Source organism: Streptomyces pseudoechinosporeus, from assembly GCF_054783935.1.
In genome coordinates this window covers 97022-116140 of the sequence record NZ_BAAGPS010000001.1, presented here as the reverse complement: position 1 = coordinate 116140, position 19119 = coordinate 97022, and the positions used below count along the sequence as shown (strand labels likewise).

The 19119-nt window shown below is 70.4% G+C and carries 18 protein-coding genes; 16 read left to right on the top strand and 2 right to left on the bottom strand.

Going from position 1 to position 19119, the window contains the following annotated elements:
• Positions 1–4: 4 nt before the first annotated feature.
• The 8 genes from ACYVO6_RS00485 to ACYVO6_RS00450 all read left to right on the top strand — a co-directional run bounded on the left by ACYVO6_RS00485 (position 5) and on the right by ACYVO6_RS00450 (position 8632).
• Complete coding sequence (locus ACYVO6_RS00485) at positions 5–1111, top strand: quinone-dependent dihydroorotate dehydrogenase (protein WP_461056378.1); 1107 nt, start codon at positions 5–7, stop codon at positions 1109–1111.
• Between the two features lie 17 nt (positions 1112–1128).
• The gene (gene pyrF, locus ACYVO6_RS00480; protein WP_461056707.1) at positions 1129–1959 is read left to right on the top strand and encodes an orotidine-5'-phosphate decarboxylase; all 831 of its coding nucleotides are present in this window, start codon (positions 1129–1131) and stop codon (positions 1957–1959) included.
• 289 nt (positions 1960–2248) lie between these two features.
• A complete protein-coding gene (locus ACYVO6_RS00475) occupies positions 2249–2572 on the top strand; it encodes an integration host factor (protein WP_005319887.1) in 324 nt (107 codons plus the stop codon).
• A 38-nt stretch (positions 2573–2610) separates the two neighbouring features.
• Positions 2611–3204: a guanylate kinase gene (gene gmk, locus ACYVO6_RS00470; protein ID WP_461056377.1), complete on the top strand. Its 594-nt coding sequence runs from the start codon at positions 2611–2613 to the stop codon at positions 3202–3204.
• Between the two features lie 38 nt (positions 3205–3242).
• Positions 3243–3515, top strand: a complete 273-nt coding sequence (gene rpoZ, locus ACYVO6_RS00465) for a DNA-directed RNA polymerase subunit omega (RefSeq protein ID WP_033321800.1) — start codon at positions 3243–3245, stop codon at positions 3513–3515.
• 122 nt (positions 3516–3637) lie between these two features.
• A complete protein-coding gene (coaBC, locus tag ACYVO6_RS00460; protein WP_461056376.1) occupies positions 3638–4840 on the top strand; it encodes a bifunctional phosphopantothenoylcysteine decarboxylase/phosphopantothenate--cysteine ligase CoaBC in 1203 nt (400 codons plus the stop codon).
• Between the two features lie 318 nt (positions 4841–5158).
• The gene (metK, locus tag ACYVO6_RS00455; protein WP_461056375.1) at positions 5159–6367 is read left to right on the top strand and encodes a methionine adenosyltransferase; all 1209 of its coding nucleotides are present in this window, start codon (positions 5159–5161) and stop codon (positions 6365–6367) included.
• A 120-nt stretch (positions 6368–6487) separates the two neighbouring features.
• On the top strand, positions 6488–8632 hold the full coding sequence (locus tag ACYVO6_RS00450; protein WP_461056374.1) for a primosomal protein N': 2145 nt from the start codon (positions 6488–6490) through the stop codon (positions 8630–8632).
• A 115-nt stretch (positions 8633–8747) separates the two neighbouring features.
• Here ACYVO6_RS00450 and ACYVO6_RS00445 read toward each other — a convergent pair whose 3' ends face one another.
• Positions 8748–9287, bottom strand: coding sequence for a hypothetical protein (locus ACYVO6_RS00445; RefSeq protein WP_461056373.1), 540 nt, complete (start codon positions 9285–9287; stop codon positions 8748–8750).
• A 249-nt stretch (positions 9288–9536) separates the two neighbouring features.
• Between ACYVO6_RS00445 and ACYVO6_RS00440 the strand changes: the two genes are divergently transcribed.
• The 5 genes from ACYVO6_RS00440 to ACYVO6_RS00420 all read left to right on the top strand — a co-directional run bounded on the left by ACYVO6_RS00440 (position 9537) and on the right by ACYVO6_RS00420 (position 14461).
• Complete coding sequence (locus ACYVO6_RS00440; protein WP_461056372.1) at positions 9537–10259, top strand: VOC family protein; 723 nt, start codon at positions 9537–9539, stop codon at positions 10257–10259.
• A gap of 23 nt (positions 10260–10282) precedes the next feature.
• Complete coding sequence (locus ACYVO6_RS00435; protein WP_461056371.1) at positions 10283–10825, top strand: TOPRIM nucleotidyl transferase/hydrolase domain-containing protein; 543 nt, start codon at positions 10283–10285, stop codon at positions 10823–10825.
• A 135-nt stretch (positions 10826–10960) separates the two neighbouring features.
• A complete protein-coding gene (gene fmt, locus ACYVO6_RS00430) occupies positions 10961–11893 on the top strand; it encodes a methionyl-tRNA formyltransferase (RefSeq protein ID WP_461056370.1) in 933 nt (310 codons plus the stop codon).
• A gap of 230 nt (positions 11894–12123) precedes the next feature.
• On the top strand, positions 12124–13554 hold the full coding sequence (locus ACYVO6_RS00425) for an RsmB/NOP family class I SAM-dependent RNA methyltransferase (protein ID WP_461056369.1): 1431 nt from the start codon (positions 12124–12126) through the stop codon (positions 13552–13554).
• Positions 13555–13627: 73 nt separating this feature from the next.
• Entirely contained in the window at positions 13628–14461 is an 834-nt protein-coding gene (locus ACYVO6_RS00420) for a TylF/MycF/NovP-related O-methyltransferase (RefSeq protein WP_461056368.1), read from the top strand.
• A 31-nt stretch (positions 14462–14492) separates the two neighbouring features.
• Here the strand turns inward: ACYVO6_RS00420 and ACYVO6_RS00415 are convergent, their stop codons facing one another.
• The gene (locus ACYVO6_RS00415) at positions 14493–16697 is read right to left on the bottom strand and encodes an MMPL family transporter (RefSeq protein ID WP_461056367.1); all 2205 of its coding nucleotides are present in this window, start codon (positions 16695–16697) and stop codon (positions 14493–14495) included.
• A gap of 134 nt (positions 16698–16831) precedes the next feature.
• Between ACYVO6_RS00415 and rpe the strand changes: the two genes are divergently transcribed.
• From rpe to ACYVO6_RS00400, 3 genes are all read left to right on the top strand, one after another.
• Positions 16832–17518 carry a ribulose-phosphate 3-epimerase gene (rpe, locus tag ACYVO6_RS00410; RefSeq protein ID WP_461056366.1) on the top strand — a complete coding sequence of 229 codons (687 nt, stop codon included), beginning with the start codon at positions 16832–16834 and terminating at the stop codon, positions 17516–17518.
• An 89-nt stretch (positions 17519–17607) separates the two neighbouring features.
• Complete coding sequence (locus ACYVO6_RS00405; protein WP_461056365.1) at positions 17608–18651, top strand: sugar-binding transcriptional regulator; 1044 nt, start codon at positions 17608–17610, stop codon at positions 18649–18651.
• Between the two features lie 103 nt (positions 18652–18754).
• Entirely contained in the window at positions 18755–19108 is a 354-nt protein-coding gene (locus ACYVO6_RS00400) for a barstar family protein (RefSeq protein ID WP_461056364.1), read from the top strand.
• Positions 19109–19119 lie beyond the last annotated feature (11 nt).

Below are 19119 nucleotides of genomic sequence, written 5' to 3'. Positions count from 1 at the left end.
CGCCATGTACCGGCTGTTCTTCAGTTTGCTTTTCAAACGCATGGATCCGGAGCGGGCCCACCACCTGGCCGTCGGCTGGATCCGACTCGCCGCCCGTGTCCCCGTGCTGCGTACGTTCATCGCGGCGGCTCTCGCCCCGCGCCACAAGGAGCTGCGCTCCGAGGCTTTCGGGCTGCGGATGCACGGGCCGTTCGGGCTCGCGGCCGGCTTCGACAAGAACGCCATCGCGGTCGACGGGATGTCGATGCTCGGCTTCGACCACGTCGAGATCGGCACGGTCACGGGGGAGCCGCAGCCGGGCAATCCCCGCAAGCGGTTGTTCCGGCTGGTGCCCGACCGGGCGCTGATCAACCGCATGGGGTTCAACAACGAGGGCTCGGCGGCCGTGGCGGAGCGTCTGGCGGGTCGCGAGGCGGTCTTCAGGACCGTCGTGGGCGTCAACATCGGCAAGACCAAGGTCGTGCCGGAGGCCGAGGCCGTCGGCGACTACGTGAAGTCCACGGAGCGGCTTGCCCCGTACGCCGACTACCTGGTGGTCAATGTCTCTTCACCGAACACGCCCGGCCTGCGGAATCTGCAGGCGGTGGATCATCTGCGACCGCTGCTGAGCGCCGTCCGCGAGGCCGCCGACCAGGCCGTGCCCGAGCGCCGCGTCCCACTCCTGGTGAAGATCGCGCCCGATCTCGCCGACGAGGACATCGACGCCGTCGCCGACCTCGCCGTGGAGCTCGGCCTGGACGGGATCATCGCCACGAACACGACCATCGCGCGCGAGGGGCTCGGTTTGACATCCGAACCTTCCCTCGTGAAGGAGACCGGCGGCCTCTCCGGTGCGCCGCTGAAATCGCGCTCCCTGGAGGTGCTGCGTCGCCTCTACGCGCGCGTGGGCGACGACGTCACGCTTGTGGGCGTCGGCGGCATCGAGAACGCCGAGGACGTCTGGCAGCGCATCCTGGCCGGTGCCACCCTGGTCCAGGGCTACAGCGCCTTCATCTACGAGGGCCCCTTCTGGAGCCGCGCGATCCACAAGGGACTCGCCGCCCGCCTCCGTACGAGTCCGTACGCCACCCTCGCCGACGCGGTCGGCGCCGACGTGAAGGAGACCGCGTGAGCCTGGAACCATTCGGTATGCGCCTTCGCCGGGCCATGGACGAGCGCGGCCCGCTCTGCGTCGGCATCGACCCGCATGCCTCGCTGCTCACCGACTGGGGCCTGAACGACGACATCGCGGGCCTGGAGCGCTTCAGCCGCACCGTCGTCGAGGCGCTGGCCGACCGGGTCGCCGTACTGAAGCCGCAGAGCGCGTTCTTCGAGCGCTTCGGGTCGCGCGGCATCGCCGTACTGGAGAAGTCGGTCGAGGAGGCACGGGCCGCCAGGGCGCTCGTCGTCATGGACGCCAAGCGCGGCGACATCGGCTCGACCATGGCCGCGTACGCCTCCGCCTTCCTGGAGAAGGGTTCGCCGCTGTTCTCGGACGCGCTGACCGTTTCCCCGTACCTCGGCTACGGATCGCTGAAGCCGGCCGTCGAGCTCGCGCGGGAGAGCGGTGCCGGGCTGTTCGTGCTCGCGCTCACCTCCAACCCGGAGGGCGGCGAGGTGCAGCACGCGGTACGGCCCGACGACGCGGCCCGCCGGAACGTCGGCGCCACGATGCTCGCGCACCTCGCCGAGGAGAACGCGGGCCAGACGCCCATGGGCTCCTTCGGCGCGGTCGTGGGCGCCACGCTGGGCGATCTGTCCTCGTACGACCTCGAGATCAATGGGCCGCTCCTCGCGCCCGGCATCGGCGCCCAGGGCGCGACCCCGGCCGATCTTCCGGGCGTCTTCGGGGCGGCGGTGCGCCGTGTGGTGCCGAACGTCAGCCGGGGTGTTCTGCGTCACGGACCCGATGTCGGCGCGCTACGCGCGTCCGCGGACCGGTTCGCGGAGGACATCAGGGCGGCCGTGGCGGCGGCCTAGCGTCTTCGGCGAGGTCCTCGTGGACGTCCCACGTCTGAATACATCCTCAAATCCGGAGGATTATGTCCCGAATGTCGGGTTCAATGGAGGCTGACCAGGACTTTTCCGCTGTTCTCGCTGACTCCGGCGGACTTGGCCGCTAGTCTCCGACGAGTGGGGGCACCTCCCACACTTTTAAGGCAGTGGGGGAGGACGGGCAAGAAGCGTTGCTCGTTGCTCCCCAGGTGTGGGGCGACTAGGTTCCTCACCGGTCCGTATCCGACAGTTCGACATCCGAGGTGACGTAGGCGTGGCTCTTCCGCCCCTTACCCCTGAACAGCGCGCAGCCGCGCTCGAAAAGGCCGCCGCGGCTCGCCGGGAGCGGGCCGAGGTCAAGAATCGACTCAAGCACTCCGGCGCCTCCCTCCACGAGGTCATCAAGCAGGGCCAGGAGAACGACGTCATCGGCAAGATGAAGGTCTCCGCTCTCCTGGAGTCCCTGCCTGGCGTGGGCAAGGTCCGCGCCAAGCAGATCATGGAGCGACTCGGGATCTCCGAGAGCCGTCGCGTGCGTGGCCTCGGCTCCAACCAGATCGCGTCTCTTGAGCGCGAGTTCGGCGGCGGTGCCGCCTGACGTTCTCGGGCACTCCTGAGAACCTGGATAATCGCTGCATGGCTGCAACATCCCGGGGGACGACCCCCGTACCCCCGGAATCACGTCCGCGGCTGACCGTGCTCTCCGGCCCCTCCGGGGTCGGCAAGAGCACGGTCGTCGCTCATATGCGCAAGGAACACCCCGAGGTCTGGCTCTCGGTGTCGGCGACGACCCGGGGGCCGCGCCCCGGTGAGCAGCACGGTGTCCAGTACTTCTTCGTCAGCGACGAGGAAATGGACAAGCTGATCGCCAACGGCGAGCTGCTCGAGTGGGCTGAGTTCGCCGGCAACCGCTACGGCACCCCGCGGGGCGCCGTGATGGAACGGCTGGAGGCCGGCGAGCCCGTCCTGCTGGAGATCGACCTCCAGGGCGCGCGTCTGGTCCGCGAGTCGATGCCCGAGGCCCAGCTGGTGTTCCTGGCTCCTCCCTCCTGGGAGGAGCTGGTGCGCAGACTCACCGGGCGGGGCACCGAGCCGCCCGAGGTGATCGAGCGCCGACTGGCCGCTGCGAAGATCGAGCTGGTGGCCGAGTCGGAGTTCGACGTCACCCTGGTCAACACCTCCGTCGAGGACGTGGCGCGTGAGCTGCTAGCCTTGATGGACGTAGTGTGATCGTTTTCGATCTCATCCCATCTTTCGGAAGGTAGAGCGTGTCCTCTTCCATTGCCGCGCCCGAGGGCATCATCAACCCGCCGATCGACGAGCTCCTCGAGGCCACCGACTCGAAGTACAGCCTCGTGATCTACGCGGCCAAGCGGGCCCGTCAGATCAACGCGTACTACTCGCAGCTCGGCGAAGGTCTCCTCGAGTACGTCGGTCCGCTCGTGGACACGCATGTCCACGAGAAGCCGCTCTCGATCGCCCTGCGCGAGATCAACGCGGGTCTGCTGACGTCCGAGGCCGTTGAGGGCCCGGCGCAGTAAGTAATATCTGCAGATTGCAGCAGGCTTTTCCACAGGCCCGGCAGCCCGGCTGTCGGGCCTGTGGTGTGTCATGAGTACGTACACGTTCGCAGGTGCAGGTGAGACGAGCCCGGGGAGAGACGGTGGACAAGCCGAAGGTCGTGCTGGGAGTCAGCGGCGGCATCGCCGCGTACAAGGCGTGCGAGCTGCTGCGCCGGCTGACCGAATCGGGGCATGACGTACGTGTCGTACCGACCGAGTCGGCGCTCCACTTCGTCGGCGCCGCGACCTGGTCCGCGCTCTCCGGCCACCCCGTCTCGACCGAGGTCTGGTCCGATGTGCATGAGGTCCCGCACGTCCGTATCGGCCAGGAAGCCGATCTGGTGGTCGTGGCGCCCGCCACCGCGGACATGCTGGCGAAGGCGGCCCACGGCCTGGCCGACGATCTGCTGACCAACACCCTGCTCACCGCCCGCTGCCCCGTCGTCTTCGCCCCCGCCATGCACACCGAGATGTGGGAGCACCCGGCCACGCAGGAGAACGTGGCGACGCTGCGCCGCCGCGGTGTCGTTGTCATCGAGCCCGCCGTCGGCCGTCTGACGGGCGTCGACACGGGCAAGGGCCGGCTGCCGGAGCCCGGCGAGATCTTCGAGATCTGTCGCCGGGTGCTGGCGCGCGGGGCCGTCGTTCCCGATCTGGCGGGCCGCCATGTCGTGGTCAGCGCCGGCGGTACGCGCGAGCCGCTCGACCCGGTCCGCTTCCTCGGCAACCGCTCCTCCGGCAAGCAGGGGTACGCCCTCGCGCGTACCGCCGCGGCCCGGGGTGCCCGGGTCACGCTGATCGCCGCGAACACCGGGATGCCGGACCCGGCGGGCGTGGACGTCGTGCCGGTCGAGACGGCCGTCCAGCTGCGCGAAGCGGTGCTGAAGGCCGCTGCGGACGCCGACGCGGTGGTGATGGCGGCGGCCGTCGCGGACTTCCGGCCGGCGGCGTACGCGGCCGGAAAGATCAAGAAGAAGGACGGCCAGGACCCGGATCCGATCACCCTGGTCCGTAATCCCGACATCCTCGCCGAGATATCCGCCGAGCGCGCCCGCTCCGGCCAGGTGATCGTCGGCTTCGCCGCCGAGACGGACGACGTCCTGGCCAATGGGCGGACGAAGCTGGAGCGCAAGGGGTGCGATCTCCTCGTCGTGAACGAGGTGGGGGAGCGCAAGACCTTCGGCTCCGAGGAGAACGAAGCGGTCGTGCTCGGCGCCGACGGCAGCGAGACCCCCGTGCCGTACGGGCCCAAGGAAGCTCTGGCCGAGACGGTGTGGGATCTTGTGGCGCGACGCCTGGAGTGAATGCCCCGTCTTCCCGGAGTGCGTTCCGGAGCCCTCGAGCGTTCCGGAACGCGTTCCGGAACGAATGCCTGATTCGTTCCGTCGAAAGTGGTCCATCGGGCTTCCAAAACCGGCGAATTCGGGCCTGGGAGCCTGGCGGAGACCTGGTGTCGTTGGGCAGAATGCCCGTGCCGCAGGTCACAGGTCTTCCGAGTCGCGAGACGGGGTGGACCCGCGGTCGAGCGTGACCGATAAACTGACCCCCGGACGACAGCGGGCGCAGCCCCCGATCCGTCCACCAATGATCAGCCAGCAGCCGCTGCAACCCCAGGGAGCGTTGTGTCCCGTCGTCTGTTCACCTCGGAGTCTGTGACCGAGGGTCACCCCGACAAGATCGCTGACCAGATCAGCGACACCATTCTCGACGCGCTTCTGCGCGAGGACCCGAAGTCCCGGGTCGCCGTCGAGACGCTGATCACGACCGGCCTCGTGCACGTGGCGGGCGAGGTCACGACCAAGGCGTACGCGCCGATCGCGCAGCTGGTGCGCGACAAGATCCTCGAGATCGGTTACGACTCCTCGAAGAAGGGCTTCGACGGCGCCTCCTGCGGCGTGTCGGTGTCGATCGGCGCGCAGTCCCCGGACATCGCGCAGGGCGTCGACACGGCGTACGAGACGCGTGTCGAGGGCGACGAGGACGAGCTGGACAAGCAGGGCGCGGGCGACCAGGGCCTGATGTTCGGTTACGCGACCGACGAGACGCCCGAATTGATGCCGCTGCCGATCCACCTGGCGCACCGCCTGTCGAAGCGACTCTCCGAGGTCCGCAAGAACGGGACGATCCCCTACCTGCGCCCCGACGGCAAGACCCAGGTCACCATCGAGTACGACGGCGACAAGGCCGTCCGCCTCGACACGGTGGTCGTCTCCTCGCAGCACGCCCAGGACATCGACCTGGACTCGCTCCTGGCCCCCGACATCCGCGAGTTCGTGGTCGAGCCGGAGCTCAAGGCCCTCCTGGACGACGGCATCAAGCTGGACACCGAGGGCTACCGCCTGCTGGTGAACCCCACCGGCCGCTTCGAGATCGGCGGCCCGATGGGCGACGCCGGCCTCACCGGCCGCAAGATCATCATCGACACGTACGGCGGCATGGCCCGCCACGGCGGCGGTGCCTTCTCCGGCAAGGACCCGTCCAAGGTGGACCGCTCGGCGGCGTACGCGATGCGCTGGGTCGCCAAGAACGTCGTGGCGGCAGGCCTCGCCACCCGCTGCGAGGTCCAGGTCGCCTACGCCATCGGCAAGGCCGAGCCCGTCGGCCTCTTCGTCGAGACCTTCGGCACCGCCAAGATCGACGCCGAGAAGATCGAAAAGGCGATCAGCGAGGTCTTCGACCTGCGCCCCGCCGCGATCATCCGCGACCTCGACCTGCTGCGCCCGATCTACTCCCAGACCGCGGCGTACGGCCACTTCGGGCGTGCACTGGACGACTTCACGTGGGAGAAGACGGACCGAGTGGAGGCGCTGCGGAGGGCGGCTGGGCTGTAGTTCCCGGCTCCTGCTGTAGTTTCCGGCTCTTTCCGAGGCCCGGTGTCCCTGAGGGGCGCCGGGCCTCGGTGCGTCGGCCGGCTCGTCTCGCTGTCAGTGGCGTCTGGTACCAATGCTGGTGTGAGCAGCGAGAACGGGCAGGGCGACGGGGCGGGGGGTGTGCCGCCCGAACAGCTTGCGCTTATTCGGGAGAGCGTGCGGAAGGCCAAGGCGCCGCGAGCCAAGCCGCGAACGTGGCGGGGGGCCGCAGTCGCCAAAGAGTTGCCCGTTGCTCGTGTGCTCGTCGACAAGGGTGTGCTGCATCTTGATCGGTACTTCGACTATGCGGTTCCGGAGGAGTTGGACGCCGATGCCCAGCCCGGGGTGCGGGTGCGGGTGCGGTTCGGGGCCGGGCGGCATCGGGTGCGGGAAGGGCGGCGTGAGGGTGGGGGGCTGATCGACGGGTTTCTCATCGAGCGGCTTGCCGAGTCCGATTACTCGGGGCCACTTGCCGCGCTGGCCCAAGTCGTCTCGCCCGAGCCCGTGTTGAGTGAGGAGCTGCTGGGGCTCGCGCGGGCCGTGGCCGATCGGTACGTGGGGAGTGTGGCCGATGTGCTGCAACTGGCCGTGCCGCCGCGGAACGCGCGTGCGGAAAGCAAGCCGTCGCCGTCGCCGCTGCCGGTGCCCGAGATACCTGACGCCAGGTCATGGGCGCGGTACGGGCGCGGGGATGTCTTCGTACGCTCGCTCGCGGCGGGCGGGGCACCGCGAGCCGTGTGGAACGCGCTGCCCGGGCCCGAGTGGGCCGACGAACTCGCGCGGGCCGTCGGGGCGACGCTCGCTTCGGGGCGTGGCGCGCTGGTCGTCGTGCCGGATGGGCGCGCCGTCGCCCGGGTGGACGCCGCGCTGACCTCGCTGCTGGGGGAGGGGCGGCATGCGGTGCTGACGGCCGAGGCCGGGCCTGAGAAGCGGTACCGGCAGTGGCTCGCGGTGCGGCGGGGGTCCGTACGGGCTGTGGTGGGGACCCGGGCCGCCATGTTCGCGCCCGTACGGGATCTGGGACTCGTGGCCATCTGGGACGACGGGGACGACAGCCACAGCGAGCCGCACGCGCCGCAGCCGCATGCGCGGGAAGTGCTGCTGTTGCGGGCCGCCCATGACAAGTGCGCGTTCCTGCTGGGGAGTTGGAGCTGCACCGTCGAGGCCGCGCAGCTCGTCGAGAGCGGCTGGGCGGCGCCGCTCGTCGCCGAGCGCGAGCAGGTGCGGGCGGCGGCTCCCCTCGTACGGACCGTGAGTGACGGGGACCTCGCGCGGGACGAGGCGGCCCGGGCGGCGCGGCTGCCCACGCTCGCCTGGCAGGTCGTACGAGAAGGGCTGCGGCACGGTCCCGTACTGGTGCAGGTGCCCCGGCGTGGCTACGTACCCCGGATGGCGTGTGCACAGTGCCGGGCGCCCGCGCGGTGCCGGCACTGTGCCGGACCCTTGGAGGGGCAGGACGCCGGGGGCCTGAGATGTGGGTGGTGCGGACGCGGTGAGGAGGCCTGGCACTGTCCCGAATGTGGTGGGTTCCGGTTGCGGGCGCAGGTTGTGGGGGCGCGGCGGACCGCCGAGGAGCTGGGGCGCGCGTTTCCCGCCGTGCCTGTGCGGACCTCGGGGCGCGAGCAGGTGCTGGACACGGTGCCGGGGGCGCCCGCGCTCGTCGTGAGCACCCCGGGGGCGGAGCCCGTCGCCGAGGGTGGTTATGCGGCGGCGTTGCTGCTCGACGGCTGGGCGATGCTGGGGCGGCCCGATCTACGGGCGGGCGAGGACGCCCTGCGGCGGTGGATCGGGGCGGCTTCGCTGGTACGACCGCAGGAGGCCGGAGGGAAAGTGGTGGTCGTCGCCGAGCCGACGCTGCGGCCCGTGCAGGCGCTGGTGCGCTGGGATCCCGTAGGGCATGCGGTCCGTGAGCTGGCCGAACGGGCCGAGCTGGGGTTCCCGCCGGTGTCGCGGATGGCTGCCGTGTCCGGAACGCCGGAGGCACTCGCCGGGTTCCTGGCCGCGGTCGAACTGCCCGGCGACGCCGAGGTGTTGGGGCCGGTGCCGTTGCCCGTCACAGAAGCGGGGCGACCACGGCGTATGGGGGCGTCGCCGGTCGGGGAGCGTTGGGAGCGGGCGTTGATCCGGGTGCCGCCGGGCAGCGGGGCGGCGCTGGCTTCCGCGCTGAAGTTCGCGCAGGCGGCTCGAATGGCCCAAGGGGGGAGTGACGTCGTACGGGTTCGGATTGATCCGCCGGACATTGGGTGAGCGGGCGGCAAGGAAGTCGATGCTCGTCCGCCTGCCAACGCTCGCCTGCCCCCCGACGCGCGTCTGCCTCCCGACGGACCGTCGGGAGGCAGACGAAGGGGGCGGTGGCTGGGGGTCAGCCGCTGCGCGGGCCCGGGAAGGCGCTTGGCCGCGCCTCGTCGCGGAGGGTGGGGCTGCCGGCCGTCGGCTGGGTGGGCAGCGGCGTGGAGCGGGCCGCGGGGACCGTGGGCATGCCGGCGTTGACGGGGACCGTGCGGGAGCCCGACGGTTCCGTGGCGCGCTCGGCCTCGGCGGCGGCCTGGGCGGCGGCGCGGCGTGCGCCGTAGCGGCGGTGCACCGCCTGTTTTGTGACTCCGAGTGCGGAGCCCACCGCGTCCCACGAGAAACCCAGTGAGCGATCGAAGTCCACGGCGGCCGTGACCAGGGTCTCGACACTGTCCCGCAGCTCCTGGGCGAGGCGGACGGTCGGGGCGGGGGCGCGTCCGTAGACGACGAAGCCTGTGGACGGGCCGGAGCGGCGCGGGCGGTAGACGTTGCCCAACTGGGCGGTGAGCGTGCGCAGTGCGTCCACCTGCCGGCGGACCCGCTCGATGTCCCGCACCAGCAAGTGCAGGCTGGCCCGAGCCTGGGCGTCGTGGGTTGCGTGGTCGGCCATGAACAAGCCTCTCGAACCGGCGTTGAAAAGGATCGGGCCGCTGGTGCGGCCCGTTGTGGTCAACTCTTTCTTGACCAACGCGTGTGCACTCCGCTGGTCACGGTGTGGGGGCGTGTGGGCATTTGCGTGCGCTCCTGGGGGTGGGGTGCGCTGTCGGCTCGGCGTCGGCGAGGATCCTGTGACCTGCGGCCGTCGCCGGTCGGTCTAAATTGCGTTGCGGGGCAGTTCCCGAGCGTTCTAGCGTCAGGGGTGACTTCTCACCTTCACGCTCTCTGCTTCGATGCGAACGACCCGCCCCGTCTCGCGCGCTTCTGGGCCGGCTTCCTGGGCTGGAAGGTGTCCGACGACTTCTCCGAGGGCATCGTGCTTCTGCCGAGCGATGACACCGGGTTCCGGATGCGTTTTCTTCCGAGCCAGGCGAAGAAGACCGGCCAGAACCAGCTGCACTTCGATCTGACGAGCACATCCCTTGATGACCAGCAGGAGACGGTGGCGAGGGCGCTTGAGCTGGGCGCCCGGCACATCGACGTCGGTCAGAGCCCGGAGGAGGGCCATGTGGTGCTCGCCGATCCCGAGGGCAATGAGTTCTGCGTCATCGAGCCGGGCAACAACTTCCTCGCCGACTGCGGATTCATCGGAGCGCTCGCGTGCGACGGTTCGCAGGACGTCGGGTACTTCTGGAGCCGGGCGCTGGGCTGGCCGTTGGTCTGGGACCAGGACCAGGAGACCGCGATCCGCTCGCCGCACGGCGGCCCGAAGATCACGTGGGGCGGTCCGCCACTGATGCCGAAGACCGGGAAGAACCGGCTGCATTTCGACCTCGCGCCACCCGCCCACGGTGATCAGCAAGCGGAGGTCGACCGTCTTGTCTCGCTGGGGGCGACTCGAATCGACATCGGCCAGGGCGAGGTCGGCTGGGTGGTGATGGCCGATCCCGACGGCCATGAGTTCTGTGTGCTGAGCTCCCGATGACCGGCGTTCGCGATACTGGTTCCATGCAGGCGACTACGGTGCTGGTGGAGGGCGAGAGTGACCGGGTGGCGGTCGAGACGCTGGCCGGTCGCGTTGGCCATGATCTGACAGCCCGGCGGGTGACGGTCGTGCCGATGGGAGGCGCGACCAGCATCGTCCACTTCCTCGACCGCTACGGCCCGGGCGGCGCAGGCCACCGGTTGCTCGGCCTGTGTGACGCGGGGGAGTCGGGCGGCGTCGCCACCGCGCTCGCCCGGGCAGGTATCGGGTCCGGTTCGCTGGACGAACTCGGGTTCCACGTCTGTCACGCCGACCTGGAGGACGAACTCATCCGCTGCCTCGGGGCCGACGCCGTGCTCGACGTCATCGAGGCTCAGGGCCAGCTCGCCTCGTTCCGGATCCTCCAACGCCAGCCGGCACAGCGAGAGCGGCCGATAACGGCGCAGTTGCGCCGGTTCTTCGGGGGACGCAGCGGTCACAAGGTCCGCTACGCGCGGCTGCTCGTGGACGCGTTGCCGGCCGGGCAGGCGCCCCCGCCGCTCGCCCGGCTCGTCGCATCCTTCTGATGTGCTCGACGGCCACGTAGCCCTTGCTGTCGTCGGCGGCATTCCCGCCGCGGTCGTGGGATCTTTCGCGTCCTGCCGCCATAGACTTGTGCGTTGCCCGCGTCCAACCCTCGCCCGAGAGGCCCGAACCACCCCATGAAGCTCGTCTTCGCCGGTACACCCGAGGTCGCCGTTCCCGCTCTGGATGCCCTGATCGCCTCCGGGCGGCATGAGGTGGCCGCCGTCGTCACCCGGCCCGACGCACCGGCCGGGCGCGGGCGGAGGCTGGTCGCGAGCCCGGTCGCCGAGCGGGCCGAGGAGGCCGGGATCGAGGTGCTGAAGCCCACTAAGCCGCGGGACCCGGAGTTCCTCGAGCGGCTGCGGGAGATCGGGCCCGACTGCTGCCCCGTCGTCGCGTACGGGGCGCTGCTGCCCCGGGTGGCACTCGACATCCCCGCCCACGGCTGGGTCAATCTGCACTTCTCGCTGCTGCCCGCCTGGCGCGGGGCGGCGCCCGTGCAGCACGCGGTGATGGCGGGGGACGAGATCACGGGTGCGTCCACGTTCCTGATCGAGGAGGGGCTCGACTCCGGGCCCGTGTACGGGACCGTCACCGAAGAGGTACGGCCCACCGACACCAGCGGAGATCTCCTGACCCGGCTCGCCTTCGCGGGCGCCGGGCTGCTCGTCGCGACGATGGACGGGATCGAGGACGGCACGCTCAAGGCCGTACCGCAGCCGGCGGAGGGCGTCACGATCGCCCCGAAGATCACCGTCGAGGATGCGGAGATCGACTGGGCCGCGCCCGCGTTGCGCGTCGACCGGGTGGTGCGTGGGTGCACCCCGGCACCCGGCGCCTGGACCGTCTTCCGTGGCGAGCGGCTCAAGCTCATCCAGGTCGCGCTCGTGCCCGAGCGCGCGGACCTCGCCCCGGGCGAGCTGTCCGTCGCCAAGAACAACGTGTACGTCGGCACCGGCTCGCACGCCGTCGAACTCCTGTGGGTCCAGGCCCAGGGCAAGAAGCCGATGCGCGCGGCGGACTGGGCACGCGGGGTACGGATCGCCTCCGACGAGCGGGTCGGGGTCTAAGCGGCCTCGGGGATGGGGAGCACGCCCCCACGCCGCCCGGCACGGCACCTCACCGCACTGCCGAAACGGCCGAGTAGGCCCACTACGAGGCCGTTCCGGCAGCACGCCGATGCACCGCACCGAACGACGCGGGAACGCACCCCCCATCCCCGAGGCCGCTTAGGAGGGGCCCAGGAGGGGGCGACGTACGCTGGACTGGTATCCCTTCCAAGATCCGGAGCACCTTTTACGTGAACGAGCAGGACCGTCGTCGTCGCCCGCAGGGCAAGCCTCACCGTCGTCCGAAGAAGGACCCCGTGCGGATGCTCGCCTTCGAGGCCTTGCGGGCCGTGGACGAGCGGGACGCGTACGCCAATCTCGTCCTGCCACCGCTGTTGCGGAAGGCGCGGCAGAAGGGGGACTTCGACGGGCGGGACGCGGCGCTGGCAACGGAGTTGGTGTACGGGACGCTGCGTCGGCAGGGGACGTACGACGCCGTCATCGCGGCCTGTGTGGACCGGCCGCTCAGTGAGGTCGACCCTCCCGTGCTCGATGTGCTGAGCCTTGGTGTGCATCAGTTGCTCGGTACGCGCATTCCCAGCCATGCCGCCGTGTCCGCCTCCGTCGAGCTCGCCCGGGTCGTACTCGGTGACGGGCGGGCCAAGTTCGTCAACGCCGTTCTGCGGAAGGTCGCGCAGCACGACCTCGACGGGTGGCTGGAGCGGGTGGCGCCGCCGTACGACGACGACCCCGAGGACCATCTCGCCGTCGTGCACTCGCACCCTCGGTGGATCGTCTCCGCGCTGTGGGACTCCCTCGGGGGCGGGCGCGACGGGATCGAGGACCTCCTCACGGCCGACAACGAGCGGCCCGAGGTGACCCTCGTCGCCCGGCCCGGACGCGCCACGGCCGGGGAACTTCGCGACGCGCTCGGTGACGAGGCCGCGTTGCCCGGGCGCTGGTCGCCGTACGCCGTGCGGCTCTCCGAGGGCGGCGAACCGGGCGCCATCGAAGCCGTACGCGAGGGCCGGGCCGGCGTCCAGGACGAGGGCAGCCAGCTGGTGGCGCTCGCCCTCGCGGGCGCGCCCCTCGAGGGGCCCGACAAGGCGTGGCTCGACGGCTGTGCGGGGCCGGGCGGCAAGGCGGCGCTGCTCGCCGGGCTCGCCGCCGAGCGCGGGGCCGTACTGCTCGCCGCCGAGAAGCAGCCGCACCGGGCCGGGCTCGTGGCCAGGGCGCTCGCCGGGAACCCGGGGCCGTACCAGGTCATCGCGGCCGACGGTACACGTCCGCCGTGGCGGCCCGGCTCCTTCGACCGCGTCCTGATGGACGTACCGTGCACGGGACTCGGCGCCCTGCGCCGCCGCCCAGAGGCCCGCTGGCGGCGCCGCCCCGACGACCTGGACGCCTTCGCTCCGCTGCAGCGCGGGCTGCTGCGCACGGCGCTCGCGTCGGTACGGGTCGGCGGGGTCGTCGCCTACGTCACCTGCTCGCCGCACCTCGCCGAGACCCGCGCGGTCGTCGACGACGCCCTGAAGCAGTACGACGGCTCCGCCGAACTGCTCGACGCCCGGCCGCAGTTGCCCGGCGTACCGGCACTGGGCGACGGCCCCGACGTACAACTGTGGCCGCATCTGCACGGGACGGACGCTATGTATCTGGCGCTGATCCGCCGGACCGGCTGACGAGATGCCGTGGCGTTAATGCCGTGGTGCTGGTGAAGCTGCCGGTTTCTGGTTCGGGACGTACGTTGCCTTTATGACGTGGCGTAAGAATGTCAACGGGACCCTGAGGCGGCTCACCGGCTACGAAATCCGTCGTCCGAGGCCGGCGAAGTCCTCACCGATGTCCGCATCAACGTCCCCACGGACTTCCCCGCGGAATTCCCCGCAAAGGTCGGAGACGGCTCCCGGCCCCACATTCCCCGCCGACTACGACGACACAGCCAAGGACATCATCCGGGCCGTGTCTCCCTACACGATGACCTCGCCCGAACGGCTCAATGCCCTGATTCTGGCCACCCGTTACGTCAGTCGGCACAACATCGCCGGCGACATCGTCGAGTGCGGAGTGTGGCGGGGCGGCAGTATGCAGGCGGCCGCCCGCACCCTGCTGAGCCTGCATGACACCGGGCGGCACCTGTACCTCTTCGATACGTTCGAGGGCATGCCGGCGCCGACCGACAAGGACCTTCGCCGGGACGGTGAATTCGCCGGGGATCTGCTCGCCAGACAGGACAGGAGCCGCCCCATCTGGGCGGTCGCCACGCTGGAGGACGTCAAAGAGGGCTTCGAAAGGATTCCGTACCCCGCGGATCGCGTGCATTTCGTCCAGGGGCTTGTGGAGGACACCATTCCCGCCGCGGCCCCCGAGCGGATTTCGATCCTGCGGCTCGACACCGACTGGTACGCATCGACGCGCCATGAACTCGAGTATCTCTACCCGCGGTTGGTCAGCGGCGGCGTTCTCCTCATCGACGACTATGGCTGGTGGCAGGGATCGAAATGCGCGGTGGACGAATTCCTGGAGAAGACCGGAGCCCGGCTCCTCCTGCTCCGCATGGATGAGGGCCGTATCGCGGTCAAGCCATAGGGCCGGCAGGCGGGGCCCGACAGGAAGGGCTCTACTCCGACGGGCCGCCCGGCCGCGACGCCGGTTCCGGGGTGGTGCCCTTGACCGCTGTCGGCGGGGCCGCCCCGCTGTTCTCCCGGGCCAGTCGGTGCGGCCACCACACCTTCGGGCCGACGTCCAGGAACAGGGACGTGACCAGGATCGAGCGGACGATGAACGTGTCGAGGAGGACGCCGAGGGCCACGGCGAAGCCGATCTCCGCGAAGGCCACCATGGGGAGAGTGCCGAGGGCGGCGAAGGTGCCGGCCAGGACCAGGCCCGCCGAGGTGATGACGGCTCCGGTCGCGGCCAGGCCCGTCACCACGCCGGGGCGGGTGCCCTGCCGGGCCGCCTCCTCGCGGATGCGGGTGGTCAGGAAGATGTTGTAGTCGATGCCCAGCGCCACCAGGAACACGAAGACGAAGAGCGGGAAGTCCGTCGACTCGCCCGCGTAGTCGAAGAGGTACCGGAACGCGAGCGCACTGATCCCCAGCGCGGCGGCGAACGACAGCACCACCGTGCCGATCAGCAGAAGCGGTGCGATCAGGGCGCGCAGCAGCGCACCGAGGATCAGCAGCACGACCACCAGTACGAGCGGGATGATCAGTATGTTGTCGTGGGTCGTCGCCTCGTCCATGTCCAGCAGAGCCGCCGTACCGCCGCCCACCTGGGCGTCCGCTTCGGGCACCGCGTGCACGGCGTCCCGTACCCGCTCCACCGTCTCCTTCGCGGCCTCGCTGTCCGCGGGCGCGGTCATCGTGGCCTCGAAGAGGACCCTGCCCTCGAACTGCGGTTTCGCGCCCGGTGGCGGGCCCAGGGACTCCGGTACGACACCGGACGTGCCGGCGACCGCCTGGCCCACCTCTTCGGCCTGCGCCTGGTTGCTGATGACGACCAGCGGATCGCCGCTGCCCGCCGGGAAGTAGCGCGCGGACACCTCCTGACCGACGATCGAGTCGGGTTTGTCGGTGAAGGCGTCGGCGTTGCTGAGTCCCTCCGCCCGCATCTGGAGCAGGCCGAGCGACAGCAGCGCGAGCGCCGCCGCCGTGACGCCCCAGATCATGCGCGGGCGGCGGGCGATACGGCGGCCCATGCGGGCCCAGAGGCCGCGTTCGGTCGGGTCGGGCGCACCGAAGTGCGGGATCACCGGCCAGAAGATCCAGCGACCGAAGATCACGAGCAGTGCGGGGAACAGGGTGAGCATCGCGATCAGCGCCACCGCGACACCGATGGCGGCGACCGGGCCGAGGCCCCTCGTCGAGTTCATCTCGGCGGCGAGCAGGACCAGCATGCTCAGGACGACCGTGGCGCCGGACGCGATCACCGCCGGGCCCGCCCGGTGCAGGGCCAGCGCCATGGCCTCGTGGCGGTCCTCGTGGCGGCGCAGCTCCTCCCGGTAGCGGGCGACCAGGAGCAGGGCGTAGTCCGTCCCGGCGCCGAACACCAGGACCGTGAGGATGCCCGCGCTCTGGCCGTTGACGGTCAGACCCGCGTTCTCCGCCAGGAAGTAGATCAGCGCCTGCGAGGTGAACAGCGCGACGATCACCCCGAGCAGCGGGACGAGGAGCAGCGTCGGGCTGCGATAGGTGAGCAGCAGCATCACGATGACGACGGCCATCGCCGAGAACAGCAGCGTCGAGTCGATGCCCTCGAAGGCCTCGGAGAAGTCCGCGGACGTACCGCCCGGGCCCGTGATGTGCACGGCCAGTCCGTCGCCGCCCTCGCCGACGTCCGCACGGATCGAGTCGACCGCGGGCGCGATCCGCTCCCAGCCCTTCTCGTCCATCGTGATCGGCACGAAGACCTGGGCCGCCCGCGGATCGGCGTCCCGGTCGAACGTCGGCCCCCGGGTCTCCGCTCCGCGGATGCCGTGGTCGCGCAGCTCCTTGAGCTGGCCTACGTCCTCGGAGATCTGCGCCCGGTCCTGTGCCGTGAGGCCGCTCTCACGGGCGTACACGACGATCGCGGGGATCTGCTCCGGCCTGAAGTCCTCGGAGGCCTCCAGGACTTGGGTCGACTCCGCGGATCCGGGCAGCCAGGACGCCGCGTCATTGTCCTGTGCGTCGGTGAGCTTCTGAGCGAACGGCGCCGTGAGCACCAGCACCACCAGCCACAGCGCCACCACCAGCCACTTGGCGCGCCGCCCGCACACCAGGTGCGCGATGCCTCGCTTCGGCCGGTCTCGTACGTCCTTCTGCTGGTCTCGTACGTCCGTCATGGCCACCCCCGTAGCCGTACGTGGAGCCCGTGGGCGGCCCAGAATGGCACGCCCTCACGGGAAGCCGCATACGCAGAACGGACTAGATCCGGACCGAGGGGAACAACCCCCGGAGGGCATGGCACGCTTAGAGCATGGCCGTGCAGATCAACCCCAGCATTTTGTCCGCCGACTTCGCTCGCCTCGCCGAGGAGGCAGAGGCGGTCGAGGGGGCCGACTGGCTCCATGTGGATGTGATGGACAACCATTTCGTCCCGAACCTCACGCTCGGTGTGCCGGTCGTAGAGTCCCTGGCGCGTGCTACGGACACGCCGCTGGACTGCCATCTGATGATCGAGGACGCCGATCGCTGGGCGCCGCAGTACGTAGAAGCGGGCGCCGGTTCCGTCACCTTTCATGTGGAGGCTGCCGCCGCTCCGGTGCGGCTCGCCCGTGAGATCCGGGCCAAGGGCGCCCGTGCCTCCATGGCCCTCAAGCCCGCGACGCCGATCGAGCCGTACGAGGATCTCCTCGCCGAACTCGACATGCTGCTGATCATGACCGTCGAGCCGGGCTTCGGAGGCCAGGCCTTCCTCGACATCATGCTCCCGAAGATCCGCCGGACCCGCGAGTTGATCTCCAAGCACGGCCTCGAGCTCTGGCTCCAGGTCGACGGCGGAGTCTCGGCCGAGACCATCGAGCGCTGCGCCGAGGCCGGGGCCGATGTCTTCGTGGCGGGTTCGGCGGTGTACGGGGCATCGGACCCGGCCGAGGCTGTACGTGCATTGCGCAGCCAGGCGGAGGCGGTGATGGCCCAGGCGGCCTGGGCGTGCGGCCACTGAGCCACCGCCAGGCCAAGGGAACGTGAACGCCGCCCATCAGGGCTGATCAAGGACGCCGGATCTGCAAGGATGAACGGCGAATCCAGAGTGTGAACAGCAGTGAGGAGATCGCCGTGTCGGGTATGTCGGCGGGCCGGTCAGCCATGCGGATGGGGCCCGCTGAGCTGGTGCAGGCGGCGGCCATGGCCCGCCGCTTCTACCTCGAGGGCAAGTCCAAGATCCAGATCGCCGAGGAGTTCGGCGTCAGCCGCTTCAAGGTGGCCCGGGTCCTGGAGACCGCTCTCGAACGGGATCTGGTGAGGATCGAGATCCGTGTCCCCGCAGAGTTGGACGCGGAGCGCTCCGACGCGCTGCGCGCCCGCTACGGCCTCAGGCACGCCGTCGTGGTGGAGTCCCCGGCCGACGCCGAGGAGTCGCCCGACCCGGAGAACCTCGGCGAAGTGGCCGCCGACCTGCTCGGCGAGCTGGTCACCGAGGGCGATGTGCTCGGCCTCGCATGGGGCCGGTCCACCATCCACATGGCGGCGGCCCTCGACCGGCTGCCGCCGTGCACGGTGGTGCAGCTGACGGGTGTGTACGACGCCGGGACGGCCGAGCGCGGCTCGGTCGAGGCCGTACGCCGGGCCGCCCAGGTCTCGGGTGGCGACGCCCACCCCATCTACGCGCCGATGCTGCTGCCGGACGTGGCCACCGCCGCCGCGCTGCGCAACCAGACGGGGATCGCCCGCGCCTTCGAGTACTTCGACAAGGTGACGGTCGCCTGTGTGTCGATCGGTTCCTGGGAGGCGGGCATCTCAACGGTCCACGACATGCTCACCGACGAGGAGCGCTCGCACTACGCCTCGCTCGGTGTCGCCGCCGAGATGTCCGCGCACCTCTTCGACGCCGAGGGCCGTCGCGTGGGGCGGGACCTGGGGGAGCGGTGCATCACGGTCGAGGCCGACCGGCTGCGGCGTATCCCCGAAGTCGTCGCGATAGCGGGAGGTCAGCGCAAGGCGGCCGCCATCGACGCGGTGCTCCGCTCCGGCCTGGTCACCAGCCTGGTGACCGACACATCGGCTGCGGACTACCTGATGACGACGGGGCCGACGCCGCGTCCGGCCCTGAACCGGGCCGATCCCGACGGGCCCTGATCCCTCGCGGCCCGTCGGCGGCTCGACCGCTTACGGGCCGCGCTCTCTTGCACACACGAGTGGTACGAGTCTTACAGGTCTTTTGAGGCAGGGCGGTACCGAGATGACGGACGACGTGGCGGACCGCCTCGTGGTCACGCTGGACCTCGCCGGGGTCGCGGACAAGGCGGGCTTCATGGAGCGCTGCGTACGCGCCCTGGAGCTGCCCGACTGGTTCGGCCGCAACTGGGACGCCCTGGCCGACAGCCTCACCGACCGCTCCGTGTGGCCCGCGGGCGCCGACGAGCGCGGCTTGCTGATCGTCGTCACGGGCTGGCGTACGTACGCCAAGGCCCGGCCGGACGAGTGGGAGATCGCGCAGGACGTGTTCGCCGAGGCCGCGGACCGACTGCCCGGGCTCTCCGTGCTGCTCGTGCTGGGAGGATCCCACCAGAGGCCCTCCGACCAGCCTGGATGATCCGCCCGGGC

What these genes read in the sequence shown, in the direction of transcription:
- ACYVO6_RS00485 (WP_461056378.1), top strand. Translation starts at nt 5, where the DNA reads ATGTACCGGCTGTTCTTCAGTTTGCTTTTCAAACGCATGGATCCGGAG.
- pyrF (WP_461056707.1), top strand. Translation starts at nt 1,129, where the DNA reads ATGCGCCTTCGCCGGGCCATGGACGAGCGCGGCCCGCTCTGCGTCGGC.
- gmk (WP_461056377.1), top strand. Translation starts at nt 2,611, where the DNA reads ATGGCTGCAACATCCCGGGGGACGACCCCCGTACCCCCGGAATCACGT.
- ACYVO6_RS00445 (WP_461056373.1), bottom strand. Translation starts at nt 9,287, where the DNA reads ATGGCCGACCACGCAACCCACGACGCCCAGGCTCGGGCCAGCCTGCAC.
- ACYVO6_RS00435 (WP_461056371.1), top strand. Translation starts at nt 10,283, where the DNA reads ATGCAGGCGACTACGGTGCTGGTGGAGGGCGAGAGTGACCGGGTGGCG.
- fmt (WP_461056370.1), top strand. Translation starts at nt 10,961, where the DNA reads ATGAAGCTCGTCTTCGCCGGTACACCCGAGGTCGCCGTTCCCGCTCTG.
- ACYVO6_RS00420 (WP_461056368.1), top strand. Translation starts at nt 13,628, where the DNA reads ATGACGTGGCGTAAGAATGTCAACGGGACCCTGAGGCGGCTCACCGGC.
- ACYVO6_RS00415 (WP_461056367.1), bottom strand. Translation starts at nt 16,697, where the DNA reads ATGACGGACGTACGAGACCAGCAGAAGGACGTACGAGACCGGCCGAAG.
- rpe (WP_461056366.1), top strand. Translation starts at nt 16,832, where the DNA reads ATGGCCGTGCAGATCAACCCCAGCATTTTGTCCGCCGACTTCGCTCGC.
- ACYVO6_RS00400 (WP_461056364.1), top strand. Translation starts at nt 18,755, where the DNA reads ATGACGGACGACGTGGCGGACCGCCTCGTGGTCACGCTGGACCTCGCC.